Source organism: Salinibacillus aidingensis, from assembly GCF_039522525.1.
GTDB classification, from domain to species: Bacteria; Bacillota; Bacilli; order Bacillales; family Alkalibacillaceae; genus Salinibacillus; species Salinibacillus aidingensis.
Genome location: NZ_BAAADO010000001.1, coordinates 629,524 through 646,350 on the forward strand (window position 1 = coordinate 629,524; position 16,827 = coordinate 646,350).

Genomic DNA, 16,827 nt, shown 5'->3' on the forward strand with positions numbered 1-16,827 from the left:
CTTTTTCTAACGCTATGATAATACTTTTAGTACATTTTTAACCGAATCAGCTGATTTATCTAGATCGGCTTTTTCATCATCTGTTAAGTCTAATTCGATGACCTTTTCAATTCCATTGCCGCCAAGAATGGTTGGAACGCCAAGGTAAATACCTTCGTATCCGTATTCTCCTTCAAGGTAGGCGATGGAAGGCAACACTCTTCGCTGGTCCTTCAAGATGGCCTCTGTCATTTCAGTTAAGGAGGCTGCAGGGGCATAGTAGGCACTGCCATTACCTAATAAACCTACAATTTCCCCTCCACCTTTTCGGGTACGCTCAACAATTGCATTTATTCGATCCTGTGGCAATAGTTTCTCCAGAGGAATTCCTCCTGCATAAGAGTATCTGATTAGCGGAACCATGTCGTCGCCATGTCCGCCTAATACGAAGCCTGTAATATCTTTTACAGAAAGATTCAGCTCCTGAGCAACGAATGTTCGGAAACGGGCTGTATCCAACACACCCGATTGGCCGATGACACGGTTTTTAGGGAATCCTGATTCCTGAAACACTGCATAGGTCATTGCGTCTACAGGATTCGTTAATACCACAATCAGACAATCAGGAGAGTATTTTACAATTTCCTTTGTCACAGTCTTCATAATCTTTGCATTAGTGCTCACTAAGTCATCACGGCTCATCCCTGGTTTACGGGCAATCCCTGCCGTAATAATGACAAGATCTGAATCCTTTGTATCCTCATAATTAGATGTACCGGTGATATTGGCATCAAAACCTTGAACAGGGCCAGCCTCCAGCATATCCAATGCCTTCCCCTTTGTTGGATCTTCCATATCCGGAATATCCACAAGCACGACATCCGCAAGCTCCTTTTGAGCCACCATAAGAGCCGTTGTAGCACCAGTAAAACCAGCACCTATTACAGAAACCTTTTTACGCTTAATTGCCATGACGTATGCCTCCTTACTCCTGATTACTCATCCATATTCTTGATGAGCTCATCTCCAAATTCAGAACATTTCACTTCAGTAGCACCATCCATTAAACGGGCAAAGTCATAAGTAACAACTTTACTTGCAATGGTCTTTTCCATAGCTTTTGTTACTAAGTCAGCTGCTTCTCTCCAGCCAATATGCTCAAGCATTAAGACACCTGACAGGATAACTGAAGAAGGATTAACTTTATCAAGTCCCGCATACTTTGGAGCTGTACCATGTGTAGCTTCGAAAATAGCATGACCGGATTCAGAGTTAATATTTGCTCCTGGTGCAATACCGATTCCGCCTACTTGTGCAGCTAGCGCATCTGAAATATAGTCACCATTTAAGTTCATTGTAGCCACAACATCAAACTCTTTTGGACGAGTCAGTATTTGTTGAAGGAAAATATCAGCAATGGCATCCTTAACAATAAGCTTACCAGCTTTTTCTGCTTCATCCTGCGCCTGATTAGCAGCATCTTTCCCTTTTTCTTCTACAATACGATCGTATTCAGCCCAGGTAAATACTTTATCTCCGTATTCCTGTTCAGCTACCTCGTAGCCCCAGTTTTTAAAGGAACCTTCTGTAAACTTCATAATATTACCCTTATGAACCAGAGTAACACTCTTACGTCCTTCGTTAAAAGCATAGTCAATAGCAGCACGGACTAAACGTTTTGTTCCTTCTTCCGAGACGGGCTTAACACCGATACCTGAGGTTTCAGGGAAACGAATGTTATGTACCCCCATTTCATTTTGAAGAAAATCGATCACTTTTTTCACTTCAGGAGAGCCTTCCTGCCATTCAATACCTGCATAAATATCCTCCGTATTTTCACGGAAAATAGCCATATCTGTATCTTCAGGACGCTTTACTGGTGACGGTACCCCATCAAAGTAACGTACAGGACGAAGACACGTAAACAAATCCAATTCCTGACGAAGGGCAACGTTAAGAGAACGAATACCTCCACCAATAGGCGTTGTCAGAGGACCTTTAATAGCTATTTTATATTCACGAATGGTTTCCAATGTTTCGTCCGGGAGCCATTCTCCTGTTTTATCATAGGCTTTCTGTCCTGCCAATACTTCTTTCCATTCAATCTTTTTCTCACCATTATAGGCTTTTTCTACTGCTGCTTCTAAAACACGGGAGGCTGAAGCCCAAATATCCGGGCCTGTTCCATCCCCTTCAATAAACGGAATTACTGGTTGATTCGGTACATTCATTTTTCCATTTTCTACTGTAATTTTTTCACTCATGTTTATACCTCCTATAATGAATACTTGATGTCCAATTCTATAATATGTTACATCATGCTCCAATGCAAAAAGAACTCTATTTCCTATTTAACACTGAAGCAGAATTCACCATTTTCTCATGACTTTTGCTATAGACCAGCTTTGCTCATGACAAGAAGCCAAACGTGTTTGGCTTCTTGTCAGACTCTTATAAATCCTGTCTATCAATCTTTATCGATGTTCAATAGGCTCATACACCTGGTTTTCAGGACCCACGTATTCAGCACGGGGACGAATGAGTCTGTTATTTTCATATTGTTCCAGAATATGAGCTAACCAGCCAGATACACGGCTTACAGCAAAAATAGGTGTGAATAAGTCGTGTTCAATACCCAGACTATGGTATACAGAAGCTGAATAAAAGTCTACATTGGCTGGAAGGCCTTTCTCTTCCTTTATATAATTCTCAATTAAAACGGACATGTCATACCACTTTGATTGACCCGTAATTTCCGTTAAATGCTCTGACATTTTACGCAAGTGTTTAGCACGGGGATCACCCTGGCGATATACCCGGTGGCCCATTCCCATGATTTTTTCTTTATTTGCCAGTTTCTCTTTAATGTAATCGATCGCATTTTCCGGTTCTCCAATTTCAGTCAGCATCTTCATCACTCGCTCATTTGCTCCGCCATGAAGAGGCCCTTTTAATGCACCAATAGCTGAAGTGATACCAGAGTAAATATCGGACAAAGTAGCTACACAGACACGAGCTGTAAAGGTTGAGGCATTTAACTCATGGTCTGCATGAAGAATTAAAGCCTTGTTCATCGCTTCTTCTTCAATGTCCTCTGGAACTTTTCCATTGACCATGTACAGAAAATTGGCTGCAAAATTCAAATCTTTACGTGGTGCAACAGGTTCCTCACCCTTACGTATTCTTGCAAAAGCTGCAACAATTGCAGGCATTTTGGCCTGGATACGAGCCGCTTTTCTGCGATTTGCTTCTTCATCCATTACATCAGCTTCATCATCATATAAACCAAGCATAGATACGGATGTACGAAGAGCTGCCATTGGATGAACAGATTTTAAATCATAGGACTTTAAGTGATTAATGAGTTCATTTGGAATAGCCATATTCTCTGCTAAATCTTTTTTTAGATTCGTTAACTCATTTGAAATAGGTAAACGTTTGTTCCATAAAAGGAAGATTACTTCTTCAAAACTTGAATTTTCAGCCAAATCATCAATGGAGTAACCAACGTATGTAAGCTGGTCATTAATGATTGAACTGATGGAAGATTCCGTTGCGACGATTCCCTCAAGTCCCTTTGTTCCTGCCATGTAAACTCTCTCCTTTACGTAAAAATTTCCCCACTTGTTTTGAGAAAAGCAAAAAATAAAATGAGTACGTCACAAAAATGACGGAGGTTCATTTTTCTATACTTTTAAAACCTTTAGAGATTTTAAAAAAGTATAATAAAAGAAAACGCTTTTAAATATATCCATAGATGCATATAAAACTATAACAGCATCTATAACTAATTATAAACAAAATTCAGTAGAATGTGAAATTATTTTGTACATTTGAATCAGAATTTTTTAAATCAAATATTTTTTAAGTTACGGATATTTGCAACATTTACCAAAAAAGAACGGACTTCTGTTTTTATAAATAGCAGAATCCGTTCTTTTCTTTACAGATTGATCACTTATTTTTCTAAGCTAATAATTGGATAAAAAAGTCTACCCCTTTTATAACCAGAAATGAAATTCCCGCACCAATTAGTGGTCCTACAGCAACGCCATTAAATAAAACCACTCCTAAAATGGTTCCTATAACCAGCGCAGTTGTTAAATGGGGGTCACTTGATAAGAGTGTAAGACCATCTCTGGCAATATAGGCTACAAACACTCCTGCAGCTAAAGAAATCCATGCATAATAGCCCTTGATGCTTTCCAGCAATTCCTTAAATCCTATCTCTCCTGAAGCTATGGGAGCTAAAACAGCTACCGTAATCACAATGACCCCTATACTAATTCCTTTTGCCTCCAGATAAGGGAGTACCTTTTCTTCAACATTAAATAATTTAATCCCCAGCAAAATATATACAGCAATCATAATTGCCTGATTTTTTGCAATAAATCCTAATAGCAATAATATAAATAAAAATACAGTAGATTGAGATAGCATGTCTTTTCCTTCCTTTCACTTAACGCGATGACTGTCACATTCCAAAAAGATTTTAACACAGTCGTCAACAGGAAAAGGAAAGACATAAGTTCCTGACAAAAAAGGAGGTGATTGCTTGATCCAGAATATCTATGTACAAAGATTGCTCAGGATCTTTGCGGTTATTGGAGTTCTGACCGCCATTGTTGCTGTTTTTATCGTTTTATCCAAATATACATATCCATTCCTGTTTGCTATTTTATTTGCTTTTATTATGAATCCCTTTGTGAACTATTTGGAAAGACGAATGAAACTTCCCCGGCCATTGGCTGTCTTTCTGGTTATATTAATTATTCTGGCAATGATTATTTCTGTCATTACCGTGTTGATCGTAGAAATTGTCAGCGGCTTTGCCTATCTCGCTAAAGAAGTTCCTAAATATTTTGAAGAGCTTATCAGCTTTTTCCAGGAGCTGATAACAGCACAGGTCATTCCCATCTATGAGCGGTTAAGTGAAATGATGGACAGCCTTGATGAATCTTATCGAGCTGAGATTATGTCACAGATTAGTAATATGGGTTCCAGCATTTCAAATACCGGACAGCAGATAATTAAGAGTATACTAACATGGATTCCCAATCAGATTGCCGGGATCCCGAATTTGGCAACAGTCATGATTTTTTCATTGTTAGGGACATTCTTTATCAGTAAAGACTGGAATAAATTATCAGATGTAATCAAAAAGGTCACACCTGAGCGTGTAGCGGTTTCTGCCAAAAATGTCACAAGTGGTCTGCAACGGGCGTTAACCGGTTTTATCCGGGCCCAGTTTATTCTGATTTCCATCACAGCCGTTATCGTTCTCATTGGATTTTTAATTCTGCAAATTGATTACGCCATCACTTTAGCCCTAATCATTGGAGCTGTTGATCTGCTGCCATATTTAGGGACGGGCTTAGTGTTTGTTCCTTGGATTTTATATATGTTTTTTACCGGAAATTATTTTCTCACAATCGGATTGTCCATTTTATACGGAGTCGTTATCCTGCAACGGCAGCTAATGGAGCCAAAAGTATTATCGTCAAACATAGGATTAGATCCATTGGCGACATTAATCGCCTTATTTGTCGGTTTCCAGGTACTTGGCTTCGCTGGTTTAATCATCGGGCCTGTATCTCTGGTCATTATTAATACTTTTTATCAAACAGGGGTTTTCAGAGAGCTTTGGGAGTTTATAAAGGGGGGAAAGACGTAATTGACAAGGTGGAGAAGCTGATTCATGCTGAAGTTACCTCCACCTTCCAAAAACAGTTATGGTTCCTTTATTAAGCATGGTTCGGAATATATCCTTCATCCATCGTTTGATCGGCTTTCTTGTAAGAGGGAATAATAGGATAAATCCAATCGTATCTGTAAGAAAACCTGGAGTAAAAAGAAGGACAGCACCAATCAGAATAGCAAGTCCATCAAAAATCTCTTCTGTGGGAAATCGGCCATATTCAAGGTGTTCCCTGGCTCTTCCCAAGGTTTCCAGTCCCTGCTGCTTTGCTAATAGAGCACCTAAAATCCCTGTAAGAATAATACCTAAAACCACAAACCACACACTGAACAGATTGCCAAGCCACATAAAGACACCAATTTCAAGGGCTGACATTATGACAATAAATAAGAAAACAAAACGGAACATTGGCATCTCATCCTTTATTTAGAATAGAGGAGGAAAGCCCTCCTCTATAGTGCATTATAAAACACTTGCATGTCCTCGGTAAATATCACCGCGTGAAGCATCGATTGTAATTTCATCTCCGGTTTGAATAATTTTGGTTGCCTCACTTACACCTACAATCACAGGAATCCCCAAGCTTAACCCGACAACTGCAGCATGAGATGTTAATCCACCTTCTTCGGTGACAATACCTCCTGCCTTTTCAATAGCCGGCATCATCTCTTTATCCGTACTGTTTGTAACTAATATGTCTCCTTCACTAAGGCTGTTTTTACCTTCAGACGTACTATTTGTTACAAAAGCTCTGCCAAAGTTGTTTTTCTTGCCTACACCCTGTCCTTTTGCCATGACATCTCCCACGATATGAACCTTCATGAGATTGGTTGTTCCACTTTCACCAACAGGTACTCCTGCCGTAATAATTACCTTGTCTCCACGTTTAAACAGTCCTGTTTCAAGTCCACGATTAATTGCACTATCCAGCATTTCATCCGTACTTGATACGGTTTGCCCAGGTATAGCATGAACACCCCAGGCAAGGGCTAATTGGCGCTGAACCGATTCATGAGCTGTAACAGCTATAATCGAGGCTTTAGGACGATACTTGGAAATCATTCTTGCCGTATGACCACTTTCCGTTGGTGTGATAATTGCCCCAGCCTTAAGATTCTCAGCGGCAAAGGATACAGACTGACTGATGACATCTGTGACGGTAACCTCTACTTCTTTAGCCCGCTTTTCTGAAATTTGTTCATTATCTAAAGAACGCTCTACATGTACAGCAATATTGTACATGGTTTGAACAGATTCTACAGGATACTGGCCTGCTGCTGTTTCACCAGAAAGCATAATCGCGTCTGTCCCATCAAAAATAGCATTAGCTACATCGCTTGCTTCAGCCCGGGTTGGACGTGGATTGCGCTGCATGGAGTCCAGCATTTGCGTAGCCGTTATTACTGGCTTACCTGCTTTATTGCACTGTTCAATCAGGCTTTTCTGTACGAGAGGAACCTCTTCTGCAGGAATCTCTACACCTAAGTCCCCTCTGGCGACCATTAACCCATCACTTACTTCAAGGATGGCACCAATATTGTCCACGCCTTCACGGTTTTCAATTTTCGGGATGATATGAATATTCTCGGCTTTATATTCCTCTAACAATTCTCTGATTTCAAGTACATCTGAAGTCCTTCTTACAAAAGAAGCGGCGATGAAGTCAATTCCTTCTTCAATTCCGAAGATGATATCCCGGGCATCCTTTTCTGTTATTCCCGGCAGATTCACACTAACGTTAGGGACGTTTACACCCTTCTTATTTTTCAAAACTCCGGAGTTTAATATATCTGTGACAATTTCACCTGAATCCATCCTGATTTCTTTTACCTCAAGCTCAATAAGTCCATCATCCAGAAGAATTTTTGATCCGGGATAAACATCATTAATCAGTCCTGGATAAGTAACAGAAAAACGGGACTTATCCCCTTCTGTCTCATCCATTGAAACAATCACCTGTTCACCCTGCTCTAAATATACTTCTTCTGTTTTCATATTGCCTGTTCGAATTTCCGGACCCTTTGTATCCAAGAGAATCGCTACGGTTTGATTTTTGTTAGCTGCTGCCTGACGAATATTTTTGATTCGCTGGCGGTGTTCCTCATGATCTCCGTGTGAAAAATTCAGACGAGCAACGTTCATACCTGCATCAATCAACTGTTCAAGTTGTTCTACTGATTCTGATGCAGGTCCTATTGTACAAACAATTTTTGTCTTCTTCATGAATATCCTCCTCTTTCATTGAAGCCAAATCACTATCTTGTTAACAATTATATTAAATCGAAAGCTCTTTAGATAGCTGATACATGGATAGTTCAGGAGTACGCTTTGCATCCAGTATTTCTATAATATCGTGGTCGACAATCTGGTTATTTTGAATCCCAACCATCTTTCCACCTTTACCTTCCATTAGAAGATCAACTGCTTTGGCTCCCAAACGACTGGCCAATACTCGGTCATTGGCCGTTGGAGTACCTCCTCTTTGTGTATGGCCAAGGACGGTTACCCGTGTTTCCATATTTAAGGCATTTTTGATTTTTTCACTATATTCCACAGCACTGCCCACACCTTCAGCAACAAGGATGATACTATGACGTTTGCCACGATCATGACCACGTTTGATACGCTCTACAACCTGCTGGAAATCTTCATTTTTTTCCGGAATTAACACACTTTCAGCACCGGCTGAAACCCCGGCCCAAAGTGCAAGGTCCCCGGCATCCCGGCCCATAACTTCAATAACATATGTACGTTCATGGGAAGTAGCTGTATCCCGGATTTTGTCCACTGCCTGTATCACTGTATTTAATGCAGTGTCGAAACCAATTGTAAAATCTGTTCCTGGAATGTCATTATCTATTGTACCCGGTACTCCGATACATGGAAAACCTTTTTCTGTAAGTTTCTTTGCTCCACGGAAGGATCCGTCTCCACCAATAACGACAAGTCCTTCAATTCCTAATTTATTTAATTGATCGATTCCTTTTTGCTGACCTTCGCTGGTTTTAAATTCAGGACAACGGGAAGTATACAGCTTTGTTCCGCCGCGCTGAATAATATCCCCAACAGAACCCAGCTCTAACTTTTCGATACTGCCATCAATTAAGCCCTGATAACCATAATAAACTCCATATACTTCTATATCATGATAAATTGCTTTTCGTGCCACTGCACGAATCGCAGCATTCATACCTGGTGCGTCTCCACCACTTGTTAAAACTCCAATTTTTTTCATGTTGATCACCTCTGCATAAATTAAGGAGTAAATTGTACTATACTAAATTAGTCCCAACCGATACTATAAACAATTTTTTCGTAAATTTGAAGGAAAAGCTGCTAAAAAACTTATTTTTGTCATATATTCAGGATTTCACAGTCAATTCCTGTTTTTATCTTCAAAAAATAACGTGCAATCTTATGATTGCACGTTATTTCCTTTCTCATCAGAGGAAAAGGTGTACGTTCCAATCTTTTTATATTTTTCCCATCGTCCTTCTAATAATTCCTCCTTGGATAATCTTGATAAGTTTTCTAAGGATTGATGAAGGACTATATCAATCTTTTTCGCCTGTTCAGAAATATCACGGTGTGCACCGCCTCTGATTTCCGGAATAATTTCATCAATAATGTCCAGCTCTTTGAGGTCATAGGAAGTAATTTTCATAGATTCAGCTGCCTTTTGAGCCAGGTTGGAGTCCTTCCATAACAGCGCTGCAGCTCCTTCAGGTGATATTACGGAATAAGTGGAATTCTCAAGCATATGTATGCGATCTCCAACTCCTAACCCGAGTGCACCACCACTTCCCCCTTCTCCAATAACGATACAGACGATGGGAACCGTAAGTCCCGCCATTTCCGTTAAGTTCCTGGCAATCGCCTCACTTTGTCCCCGTTCTTCAGCTGCTTTGCCAGGGTAGGCACCTTTTGTATCAATGAAGGAAATGATGGGACGATGAAACTTTTCGGCTTGCTTCATCAGACGCAGTGCTTTGCGATACCCTTCAGGATGAGGCATCCCAAAATTTCTGCGGATGTTTTCCTTTGTATCTTTCCCACGCTGGTGTCCTATAACCGTTACCGGCTTATCCTTATACTTGGCAATGCCTCCTACAATCGCTTCATCATCACCAAAAGCTCTGTCTCCGTGCATTTCCAGAAAGTCATCAAAAATTTCAGCAATATAATCTAAAGTTGTAGGGCGATTGGCATGTCGTGCCATTTGAACACGATCCCAGGGCTGCATGTTGCCATAAACTTCAGCCTCAAGCTTTTCCAGTCGGCCTTCAAGCTTTTCAATCTCCTGTGTTAAGTCCACTTCACTCTCATTTGTGAATTTTTTTAATTCGGCTATCTTATTTTTCAGTTCCACTACAGGCTCTTCAAAAGGGAGTACCTGGTCTTTCATTCTGTGTCACCTCCCGGCTGATGGATATCCAAAATGGTGGTTAATGTATCTTTTAAATCGTGACGATGAATGACTTGATCCAATTGACCATGCTTTAGCAAAAATTCTGCTGTCTGAAAGTCATTCGGAAGTTTTTCCCGTATGGTCTGTTCAATGATACGTCTGCCGGCAAATCCAATCAGTGCATGAGGCTCCGCAAAATTATAGTCACCCAGAGATGCAAAGCTTGCGGATACACCACCAGTTGTAGGATGAGTCATAACCGAAATCATTAATCCACCTGCTCTGTTCAAACGCTCAATTGCAACAGAGGTTTTCGTCATTTGCATCAGACTGAGAACCCCTTCCTGCATTCTTGCACCACCCGAAGCGGTAAAGATAATAAACGGGAGATTTTCTTTTCTTGCATTCTCTACTGCTCGTGCGATTTTCTCTCCGACTACCGAGCCCATACTTCCCATTCTAAACCTGGCATCCATAACAGCCACCGCTGTCGGAAAACCGTTTATTTTCCCTTTTCCTGTAACGACAGCTTCATTAATATTTGTTTTCAGCCGATCCTTCTCTAATTTTTCAAGATAATCCGGAAAGTCCAAGGGGTTTTCGGAAATCATGTCGTGATCCCACTCTTCAAAAGAATCAGCATCAAATAACATATCTATCCGTTCCCGGGAACTCAATTGATGATGGTGTCCACAGTTAGGACATACCTGCAATTGGTTATCTAATTCCTTACGATAAAAAATCTGTTTACAATGTGGGCATTTCTTCATTAACCCCTCAGGAATATCCTGCTTAGCTTCATCCCGGGGAATGGTAGCGTATCTCTTCTTCTTCCCAAAAAAATTCCCAAGCAAGCCAATACCTCCTTTTGTGTGTAGAAAAGCGGAAGGGCCTTGGTCAGCTCCAACCGGATAAGACGAGCTCATGGAGTGGCGTTCTTTGCCACGCAATGAGTTTGGCTTATAACGGCTTGGAGCTAGGCCCTGCAGCTGGACAATAGAAAAGCGCAGGCGACCGGTTAGGCCCGACAGCATAAGCAAAATTCACGGAGTGGCATGTCTTTGGCCACATAGTGGATTTTGCTTATGTCTGCTTGGGCCTGGGAGCCGGAGCTGGACAATAGAAAAGCGGAAGGGCCTTGGCAGCTCCGACCGGATAAGACGAGCTCATGGAGTGGCGTTCTTTGCCACGCAATGAGTTTGGCCTATAACGGCATGGAGCTAGGCCCTGCAACTGGACAATAGAAAAGCGCAGGCGATTGTAGACGATGAGACAGAATAGACTACTTCTATCATAAAGAAAACATTCGATGAAATTTGTAAAAGCTTGTCTATCTTTCCTATAAAATTTTATAAATGATATAAATTCCCTATAATTAACTGGATTTCGTGCTCATCTTTATTCTCAATCGCCGCTAACAGCTCCTGACAAATCCCGTCACGAAATTCGTCTGCCACATCAACCGTTTTGGAAAATCCCTCTATTAATTGCCAAATATTCAACAGTAAATCATTTTTGCATAATAGAAATAGTTCCTGTATGAAATAATAATAACAATGATGTCCTGAATACTTCATAATGGTTCCATGTAAGCGTTTAATAGAAGTCTGATTAATGTGTTCCATTCCCAATTTGGCCGCATTCAGTTCAAGCAGCATTTTCACTTCAAGTAATTCTTCTTTTGTTCGTGTTCCATTTAATATAAACGTAGATAGAAGTGAAACCGTGTGATAGGGGCGATATGTCTTTATAAACGTTCCTTCACCATGTCTGGTTTCAATAAGACCTAGTAGTTCAATAGCCCTGAGTGCTTCGCGAATGGAGGATCGACTTGCATTCAATTCCTCTGTTAAATCACGTTCAGAAGGCAGGCGGTCACCGGGAGATAGCTGATGCTGCTCAATAAATAATCGTATTTTCTCCAGCACTTCCTGATAGACTTTTGCCTTTTCTGAGTTTGTCACCTGGATACCCCTCCAACTATGTCCAATAACGATGACTTATTGTTTTACTTAATTAGCGATAATTGTCTTGTTTTTTCCGCTACCTCTTCCGGATCTCGCTCTATTCTGGCCACTCCGGATTCCATTCCCGCTTTTGCAACACTGGCAGCCACTGCTGGTGCTACCCGCGGGTCAAAAGGTGCAGGAATCACATAATCCGGGTTAAGTTCATGATCTTCAATCAGGTTCGCGATAGCTTCAGCTGCTGCAATTTTCATTCGTTCATTGATTCGTGTAGCCCGGATATCAAGAGCTCCTCTGAAAATGCCCGGAAATGCCAGAACATTGTTCACCTGGTTAGGAAAATCAGAACGGCCTGTCCCAATAACACGTGCACCAGCTTCTTTAGCATCCTCAGGCATAATTTCCGGCTCAGGGTTAGCCATAGCAAAAATAATGGCGTCTTCTTTCATAGTCTCAACCATTTCCTTAGACAGCAGACCTCCAACCGATACTCCTATGAAAACATCAGCATCCTGGATAACCTCTTCCAGAGAACCATCGATTTTATCTTTATTGGTAATCTTGGCAATATCATCCTTCACTTCATTCATTCCAGTTGTTCGTCCTTCATATATAGCACCTTTGGAATCACACATGATAATATCACGAACACCAAAATGATAAAGAAGCTTAATAATCGCAATACCGGCAGCCCCAGCACCATTTGCTACAACTTTAATATTAGAAAACGATTTGTTTACCAGCTTTAACGCATTGATTAATCCGGCGATCGTTACAATGGCTGTTCCGTGCTGATCATCGTGAAAAATCGGAATGTTGGTTTCTTTTTTCAGTCTTTCTTCTATAATAAAGCAATTAGGTGCGGCGATATCCTCCAGGTTGACTCCGCCAAAGGTTGGTTCCATTGTTTTTACGGTTCGTACAATCTCATTGATATCATGAGTGTCTAAACAAACCGGAAAGGCATCCACTCCTGCAAAGCTTTTAAATAAAGCAGCTTTTCCCTCCATAACGGGAAGAGATGCTTCTGGACCAATGTTCCCTAACCCCAATACGGCTGAACCATCACTAACAACAGCCACCATATTGCCTTTCATTGTATATTCGTAGACGTCCTCTTTCTTATCATAGATAGACTTACATGGCTCTGCTACCCATGGAGAATATGCTAAGCTTAAATCCTGTTTGTTTTTAATAGGTACTTTGGAGTATGTTGCAAGCTTCCCCTGATTTACCCGGTGCATATGTAATGCTTCTTCCTTAAAATTAGCCAACAGAATCGCTCCTTTAATAAAAGATAACTTATAAATGCAAAATGGTCTGACCACTGGATATTCACATTATAACAAATGCTAAACGGGTGTAAAGCATAAGAATGGAATTTTAGAACTAAGCTGGACCGTTTAACGTTTTAAAACTACGGATGAATAGCCAAAAAAATTCTTTAATTTCTTTAGACAGGGACTTGAAGGGTTCAAACGGTATTGACTCGTTAATCGATACGTTTCCTTTTTTCGACTGGAATAAACCAAAATAGGAATCTGACCAGGAAACTCATTCGCCACTTGCAGCAAAAAGTTCAACTGCTTACGTTCATCTTCGTCTTTAAATTGAATATAAATACGCTGGTCCGCTTTTTCGGTCTTCAGAAGATCAGGATCAAATGGAGCGGCCTTTTCAACAATCCATTGTAATTGATGATTACGAGTATCTATTTTTCCTTCAATATAAATCAGCATTTCTTCCTGAAGCCACGGGTTAATTTCCCGGTAAACATTTGGAAAAATGACTGCTTCCATTTCATCGGTTTCGTCTCCAAAAGTAGCAAACGCCATTTGGTCGCCCCGTTTCGTACGAATAACCTTCAGTGACTGGACAGCTGCAACCCCCTTCATCCTTTTCCCTGCCTGAAATTCTTTAAGCCTTGAAATTGGGACCATACCTTGTGCTCTTAACAGCTCCCTGTATGTATTCAAAGGGTGACTGGAAACGTACATTCCCAGAACTTCCTTTTCGAGGGATAATTGCTTTAACATAGGGAAGGGCTCCGTTTCAGTATAAGAGGGTTCAACTAACAGCCCATCTTCAAAAAAGGATTCCTGACCTGTCATGCCACCAAACAATTCGCCCTGCTCCATTGCCTGATCGAGGGAAGCAAGTAATGTTGATCGTTGTTTCCCTGTTTCATCAAAGGCACCTGCCAGTACAAGAGCTTCAATAACAGAGCGGTTCAATACCCTTAGTGGGACACGCTGGCAAAAATCAAAAAGGGATTGAAATTTCTCATTTTTTCTGGCATCTAAAATTGCATCAACAGCCTGCTTCCCCACCCCTTTAATAACCGTCAGCGCCATTCGTATCCGATCTTTCCCTTCTACTGAAAATCCAGCATAACTTCGGTTTACAGAAGGAGGAAGAATTTGAATAGAAAAATTCTTTGCCTCACGGATGTATTGCTGAACTTTATCCTGATCAAAGGATACAGAGCTCAGGATACTGGCAAAAAAGTACGATGGATAATGAGCCTTTAAATAAGCTAACTGGTAGGATATAAGACTATACGCTACAGCATGACTGCGGTTAAATCCATAGTTAGCAAAAGCAACAATCCACTGATAGATTTCCTCTGCAATGTCCTGGCTGTATCCATTTTTTAAGCATCCGTCAATAAATTTTTCCCTCTCAGAAGCTAATATGTCTCGTTTCTTCTTACTTACTGCTCTTCTGAGTAAGTCTGCTTCTCCTAAGGAATAGCCTGCAGCACGGTGGGCGATTTGCATAATCTGCTCCTGATAAACAAGAACCCCATACGTTTTTTCCAAAATGGGCTTCAAATCTTCATGGGGATACGTTACCTTTTCTTTTCCGTGCTTCCGTTTGATAAATGTAGAAATAAAATCCATTGGCCCTGGACGATACAAAGCATTTACCGCTACAACATCTTCAAATTCTGTCGGCTTTAACTCCTGCAGAACATTGCGCATCCCGGATGACTCAAGCTGAAAAATTCCTGATGTCTGACCGGATTGCAGCAACGTAAAGGTTTCAGAATCCTGAAGAGGAATCTGCTCAAGTGTAAACGACCTGTTTTCCCCTTTTCGAATGCGATTGATGATCTGTTCCATCAGCGATAAATTCCTTAGGCCTAAAAAGTCCATTTTTAGTAGTCCAATATGTTCTAAGTCCCCCATTGGATACTGTGTTAAAGCCACCTTATTATCCTCTGACAAAATTGGCACCATTTCTGTAAGATTGCGGTCACTCAGGACAACCCCTGCTGCATGAGTAGAGTGATGGCGGGGAAGACCTTCTATTTTATGGGCAATCTTAAACAGCCTTTTTAATGTATCTGATTGCTTTACATATTCAGTTAACTCCGGTGCCTCCTTTAGCGCTTTAGCTAAAGAGGAGGCCTGCTGGGGAATATGCTTTATTAGAAAAGCTGCATCCTGTTCATCGATTCCCATCGTTTTGATTAATTCCCGTAACAGAGACCTTGGTCCAAAAGTTCCAAACGTAATAATCTGTGCTACACGATGACTGCCGTATTTTTCCTGTACATACTGTATCACTTCATCTCTTCGATGATCTGAAAAATCAACATCAATATCCGGCATATTTCTTCGTTCAGGATTCAGGAACCGCTCGAATAACAGCCCATAATGTATGGGATCAACCTGTGTTATATCAAGTAAGTAGGCTACAAGCGATCCTGCTGCAGACCCACGTCCAGGACCTACCATGATTTGCTGTGAACGGGCAAATTGAATAAAATCCCAAACAATAAGAAAATAATCACTGAACTTCATCCGTTCAATAATGGATAGTTCATGCTCCAGTCGATGCTGAACATCCTCATAATTTTCACCGTATTTATCCGGAATTCGATCATAGCAAAGTTTTCGTAAATATTCTTCAGAAGTTCGACCATCCGGTGTCGGGTAATGAGGCAGCAGCGTCTGTCCCGAGGCAATATCCACCTCACATTGATCAGCAATCACCTTCATATTGTCCAATGCTTCCGGCCATTCTTCTTCAAAGACCATCATCATTTCTTCAGAGGTCATCATATGTTTTCTCTGCTTAGAAAATTGTTCAGTTTGGGGAGACCATTTCTTTCCGGCTTTCATAGATTGTAAACAGTCAAAAGCTATATAATCTTCTGACTGTTCATAACGAACATCCTGCAGAGCGACAACTGCCTGATGATTCTGGTCACAAATATTTTTTAATACACGGTTCATTTGTCTTTCATCGATTGTTTGATGTGGACGTACGCCAATAAAAAATGAGGAAACGGGGAGAGAATTCGAAAAACTCTTTACAATTAATGCCCATTCATCATACTGTTCAGCAAACAGCAGATGATTAAATGCCGGCTGATTGGAAGGTAAAATCGTAATCAGCTCATCAGCATAGTGCTGATAATCTTCCATGGATATCGATTTTTGCTCCTGCCTGGACAATTCCGATGATAGATGAATGAGATTTTTATAGCCTTCTGTACTTTTAGCAAGGACTACCGTTTCATAAAGGGTTCCTTCAGAGAAGATATCCGTTTTCATGCCTATAATCGGTTTTATTCCTTCATTTCGACATCTTTCATAGAACTGAACGGCTCCATGAAGAATATGATCATCCGTTAAAGCAACAGCAGCAAAACCCTTTCCTTTTGCCGCTTTCACAAGTTTATCTATAGATAAAAGACTGTTCATAAAACTATATCCACTATGTACCTCAAGATGGATGATATCCATTTCAACGTCACACCTTTA

At 40.7% G+C, this 16,827-nt stretch carries 13 protein-coding genes; 1 reads left to right on the forward strand and 12 read right to left on the reverse strand.

Annotated features, from left to right (window positions below):
• Nucleotides 1–12: 12 nt before the first annotated feature.
• The 4 genes from mdh to ABD006_RS03330 form a co-directional block, all read right to left on the reverse strand.
• The gene (gene mdh, locus ABD006_RS03315; protein ID WP_343837494.1) at nt 13–951 is read right to left on the reverse strand and encodes a malate dehydrogenase; all 939 of its coding nucleotides are present in this window, start codon (nt 949–951) and stop codon (nt 13–15) included.
• Nucleotides 952–974: 23 nt separating this feature from the next.
• On the reverse strand, nt 975–2,249 hold the full coding sequence (icd, locus tag ABD006_RS03320; protein WP_343837773.1) for an NADP-dependent isocitrate dehydrogenase: 1,275 nt from the start codon (nt 2,247–2,249) through the stop codon (nt 975–977).
• 204 nt (nt 2,250–2,453) lie between these two features.
• A complete protein-coding gene (gene citZ / locus ABD006_RS03325) occupies nt 2,454–3,569 on the reverse strand; it encodes a citrate synthase (RefSeq protein WP_343837497.1) in 1,116 nt (371 codons plus the stop codon).
• 376 nt (nt 3,570–3,945) lie between these two features.
• Nucleotides 3,946–4,419 (reverse strand): DUF441 domain-containing protein, encoded by a 474-nt coding sequence (locus ABD006_RS03330; protein WP_044158532.1) that lies wholly within the window; start codon nt 4,417–4,419, stop codon nt 3,946–3,948.
• 115 nt (nt 4,420–4,534) lie between these two features.
• Between ABD006_RS03330 and ytvI the strand changes: the two genes are divergently transcribed.
• Nucleotides 4,535–5,653 carry a sporulation integral membrane protein YtvI gene (gene ytvI, locus ABD006_RS03335; RefSeq protein WP_343837501.1) on the forward strand — a complete coding sequence of 373 codons (1,119 nt, stop codon included), beginning with the start codon at nt 4,535–4,537 and terminating at the stop codon, nt 5,651–5,653.
• Between the two features lie 33 nt (nt 5,654–5,686).
• Here the strand turns inward: ytvI and ABD006_RS03340 are convergent, their stop codons facing one another.
• The 8 genes from ABD006_RS03340 to dnaE form a co-directional block, all read right to left on the reverse strand.
• Entirely contained in the window at nt 5,687–6,085 is a 399-nt protein-coding gene (locus ABD006_RS03340; RefSeq protein WP_343837503.1) for an FxsA family protein, read from the reverse strand.
• A gap of 54 nt (nt 6,086–6,139) precedes the next feature.
• On the reverse strand, nt 6,140–7,900 hold the full coding sequence (gene pyk / locus ABD006_RS03345) for a pyruvate kinase (protein ID WP_343837505.1): 1,761 nt from the start codon (nt 7,898–7,900) through the stop codon (nt 6,140–6,142).
• A gap of 52 nt (nt 7,901–7,952) precedes the next feature.
• Entirely contained in the window at nt 7,953–8,912 is a 960-nt protein-coding gene (gene pfkA, locus ABD006_RS03350) for a 6-phosphofructokinase (RefSeq protein WP_343837507.1), read from the reverse strand.
• 180 nt (nt 8,913–9,092) lie between these two features.
• The gene (gene accA, locus ABD006_RS03355) at nt 9,093–10,082 is read right to left on the reverse strand and encodes an acetyl-CoA carboxylase carboxyl transferase subunit alpha (RefSeq protein ID WP_343837509.1); all 990 of its coding nucleotides are present in this window, start codon (nt 10,080–10,082) and stop codon (nt 9,093–9,095) included.
• Complete coding sequence (accD, locus tag ABD006_RS03360; protein WP_343837512.1) at nt 10,079–10,939, reverse strand: acetyl-CoA carboxylase, carboxyltransferase subunit beta; 861 nt, start codon at nt 10,937–10,939, stop codon at nt 10,079–10,081. The genes accA and accD overlap by 4 nt, the downstream gene beginning before the upstream one ends.
• A 495-nt stretch (nt 10,940–11,434) precedes the next feature.
• On the reverse strand, nt 11,435–12,049 hold the full coding sequence (locus tag ABD006_RS03365; RefSeq protein ID WP_343837513.1) for a FadR/GntR family transcriptional regulator: 615 nt from the start codon (nt 12,047–12,049) through the stop codon (nt 11,435–11,437).
• A 44-nt stretch (nt 12,050–12,093) separates the two neighbouring features.
• Nucleotides 12,094–13,296 carry an NADP-dependent malic enzyme gene (gene ystJ / locus ABD006_RS03370; RefSeq protein ID WP_202925693.1) on the reverse strand — a complete coding sequence of 401 codons (1,203 nt, stop codon included), beginning with the start codon at nt 13,294–13,296 and terminating at the stop codon, nt 12,094–12,096.
• A gap of 159 nt (nt 13,297–13,455) precedes the next feature.
• A complete protein-coding gene (gene dnaE, locus ABD006_RS03375) occupies nt 13,456–16,809 on the reverse strand; it encodes a DNA polymerase III subunit alpha (RefSeq protein WP_343837516.1) in 3,354 nt (1,117 codons plus the stop codon).
• Nucleotides 16,810–16,827: the final 18 nt, after the last annotated feature.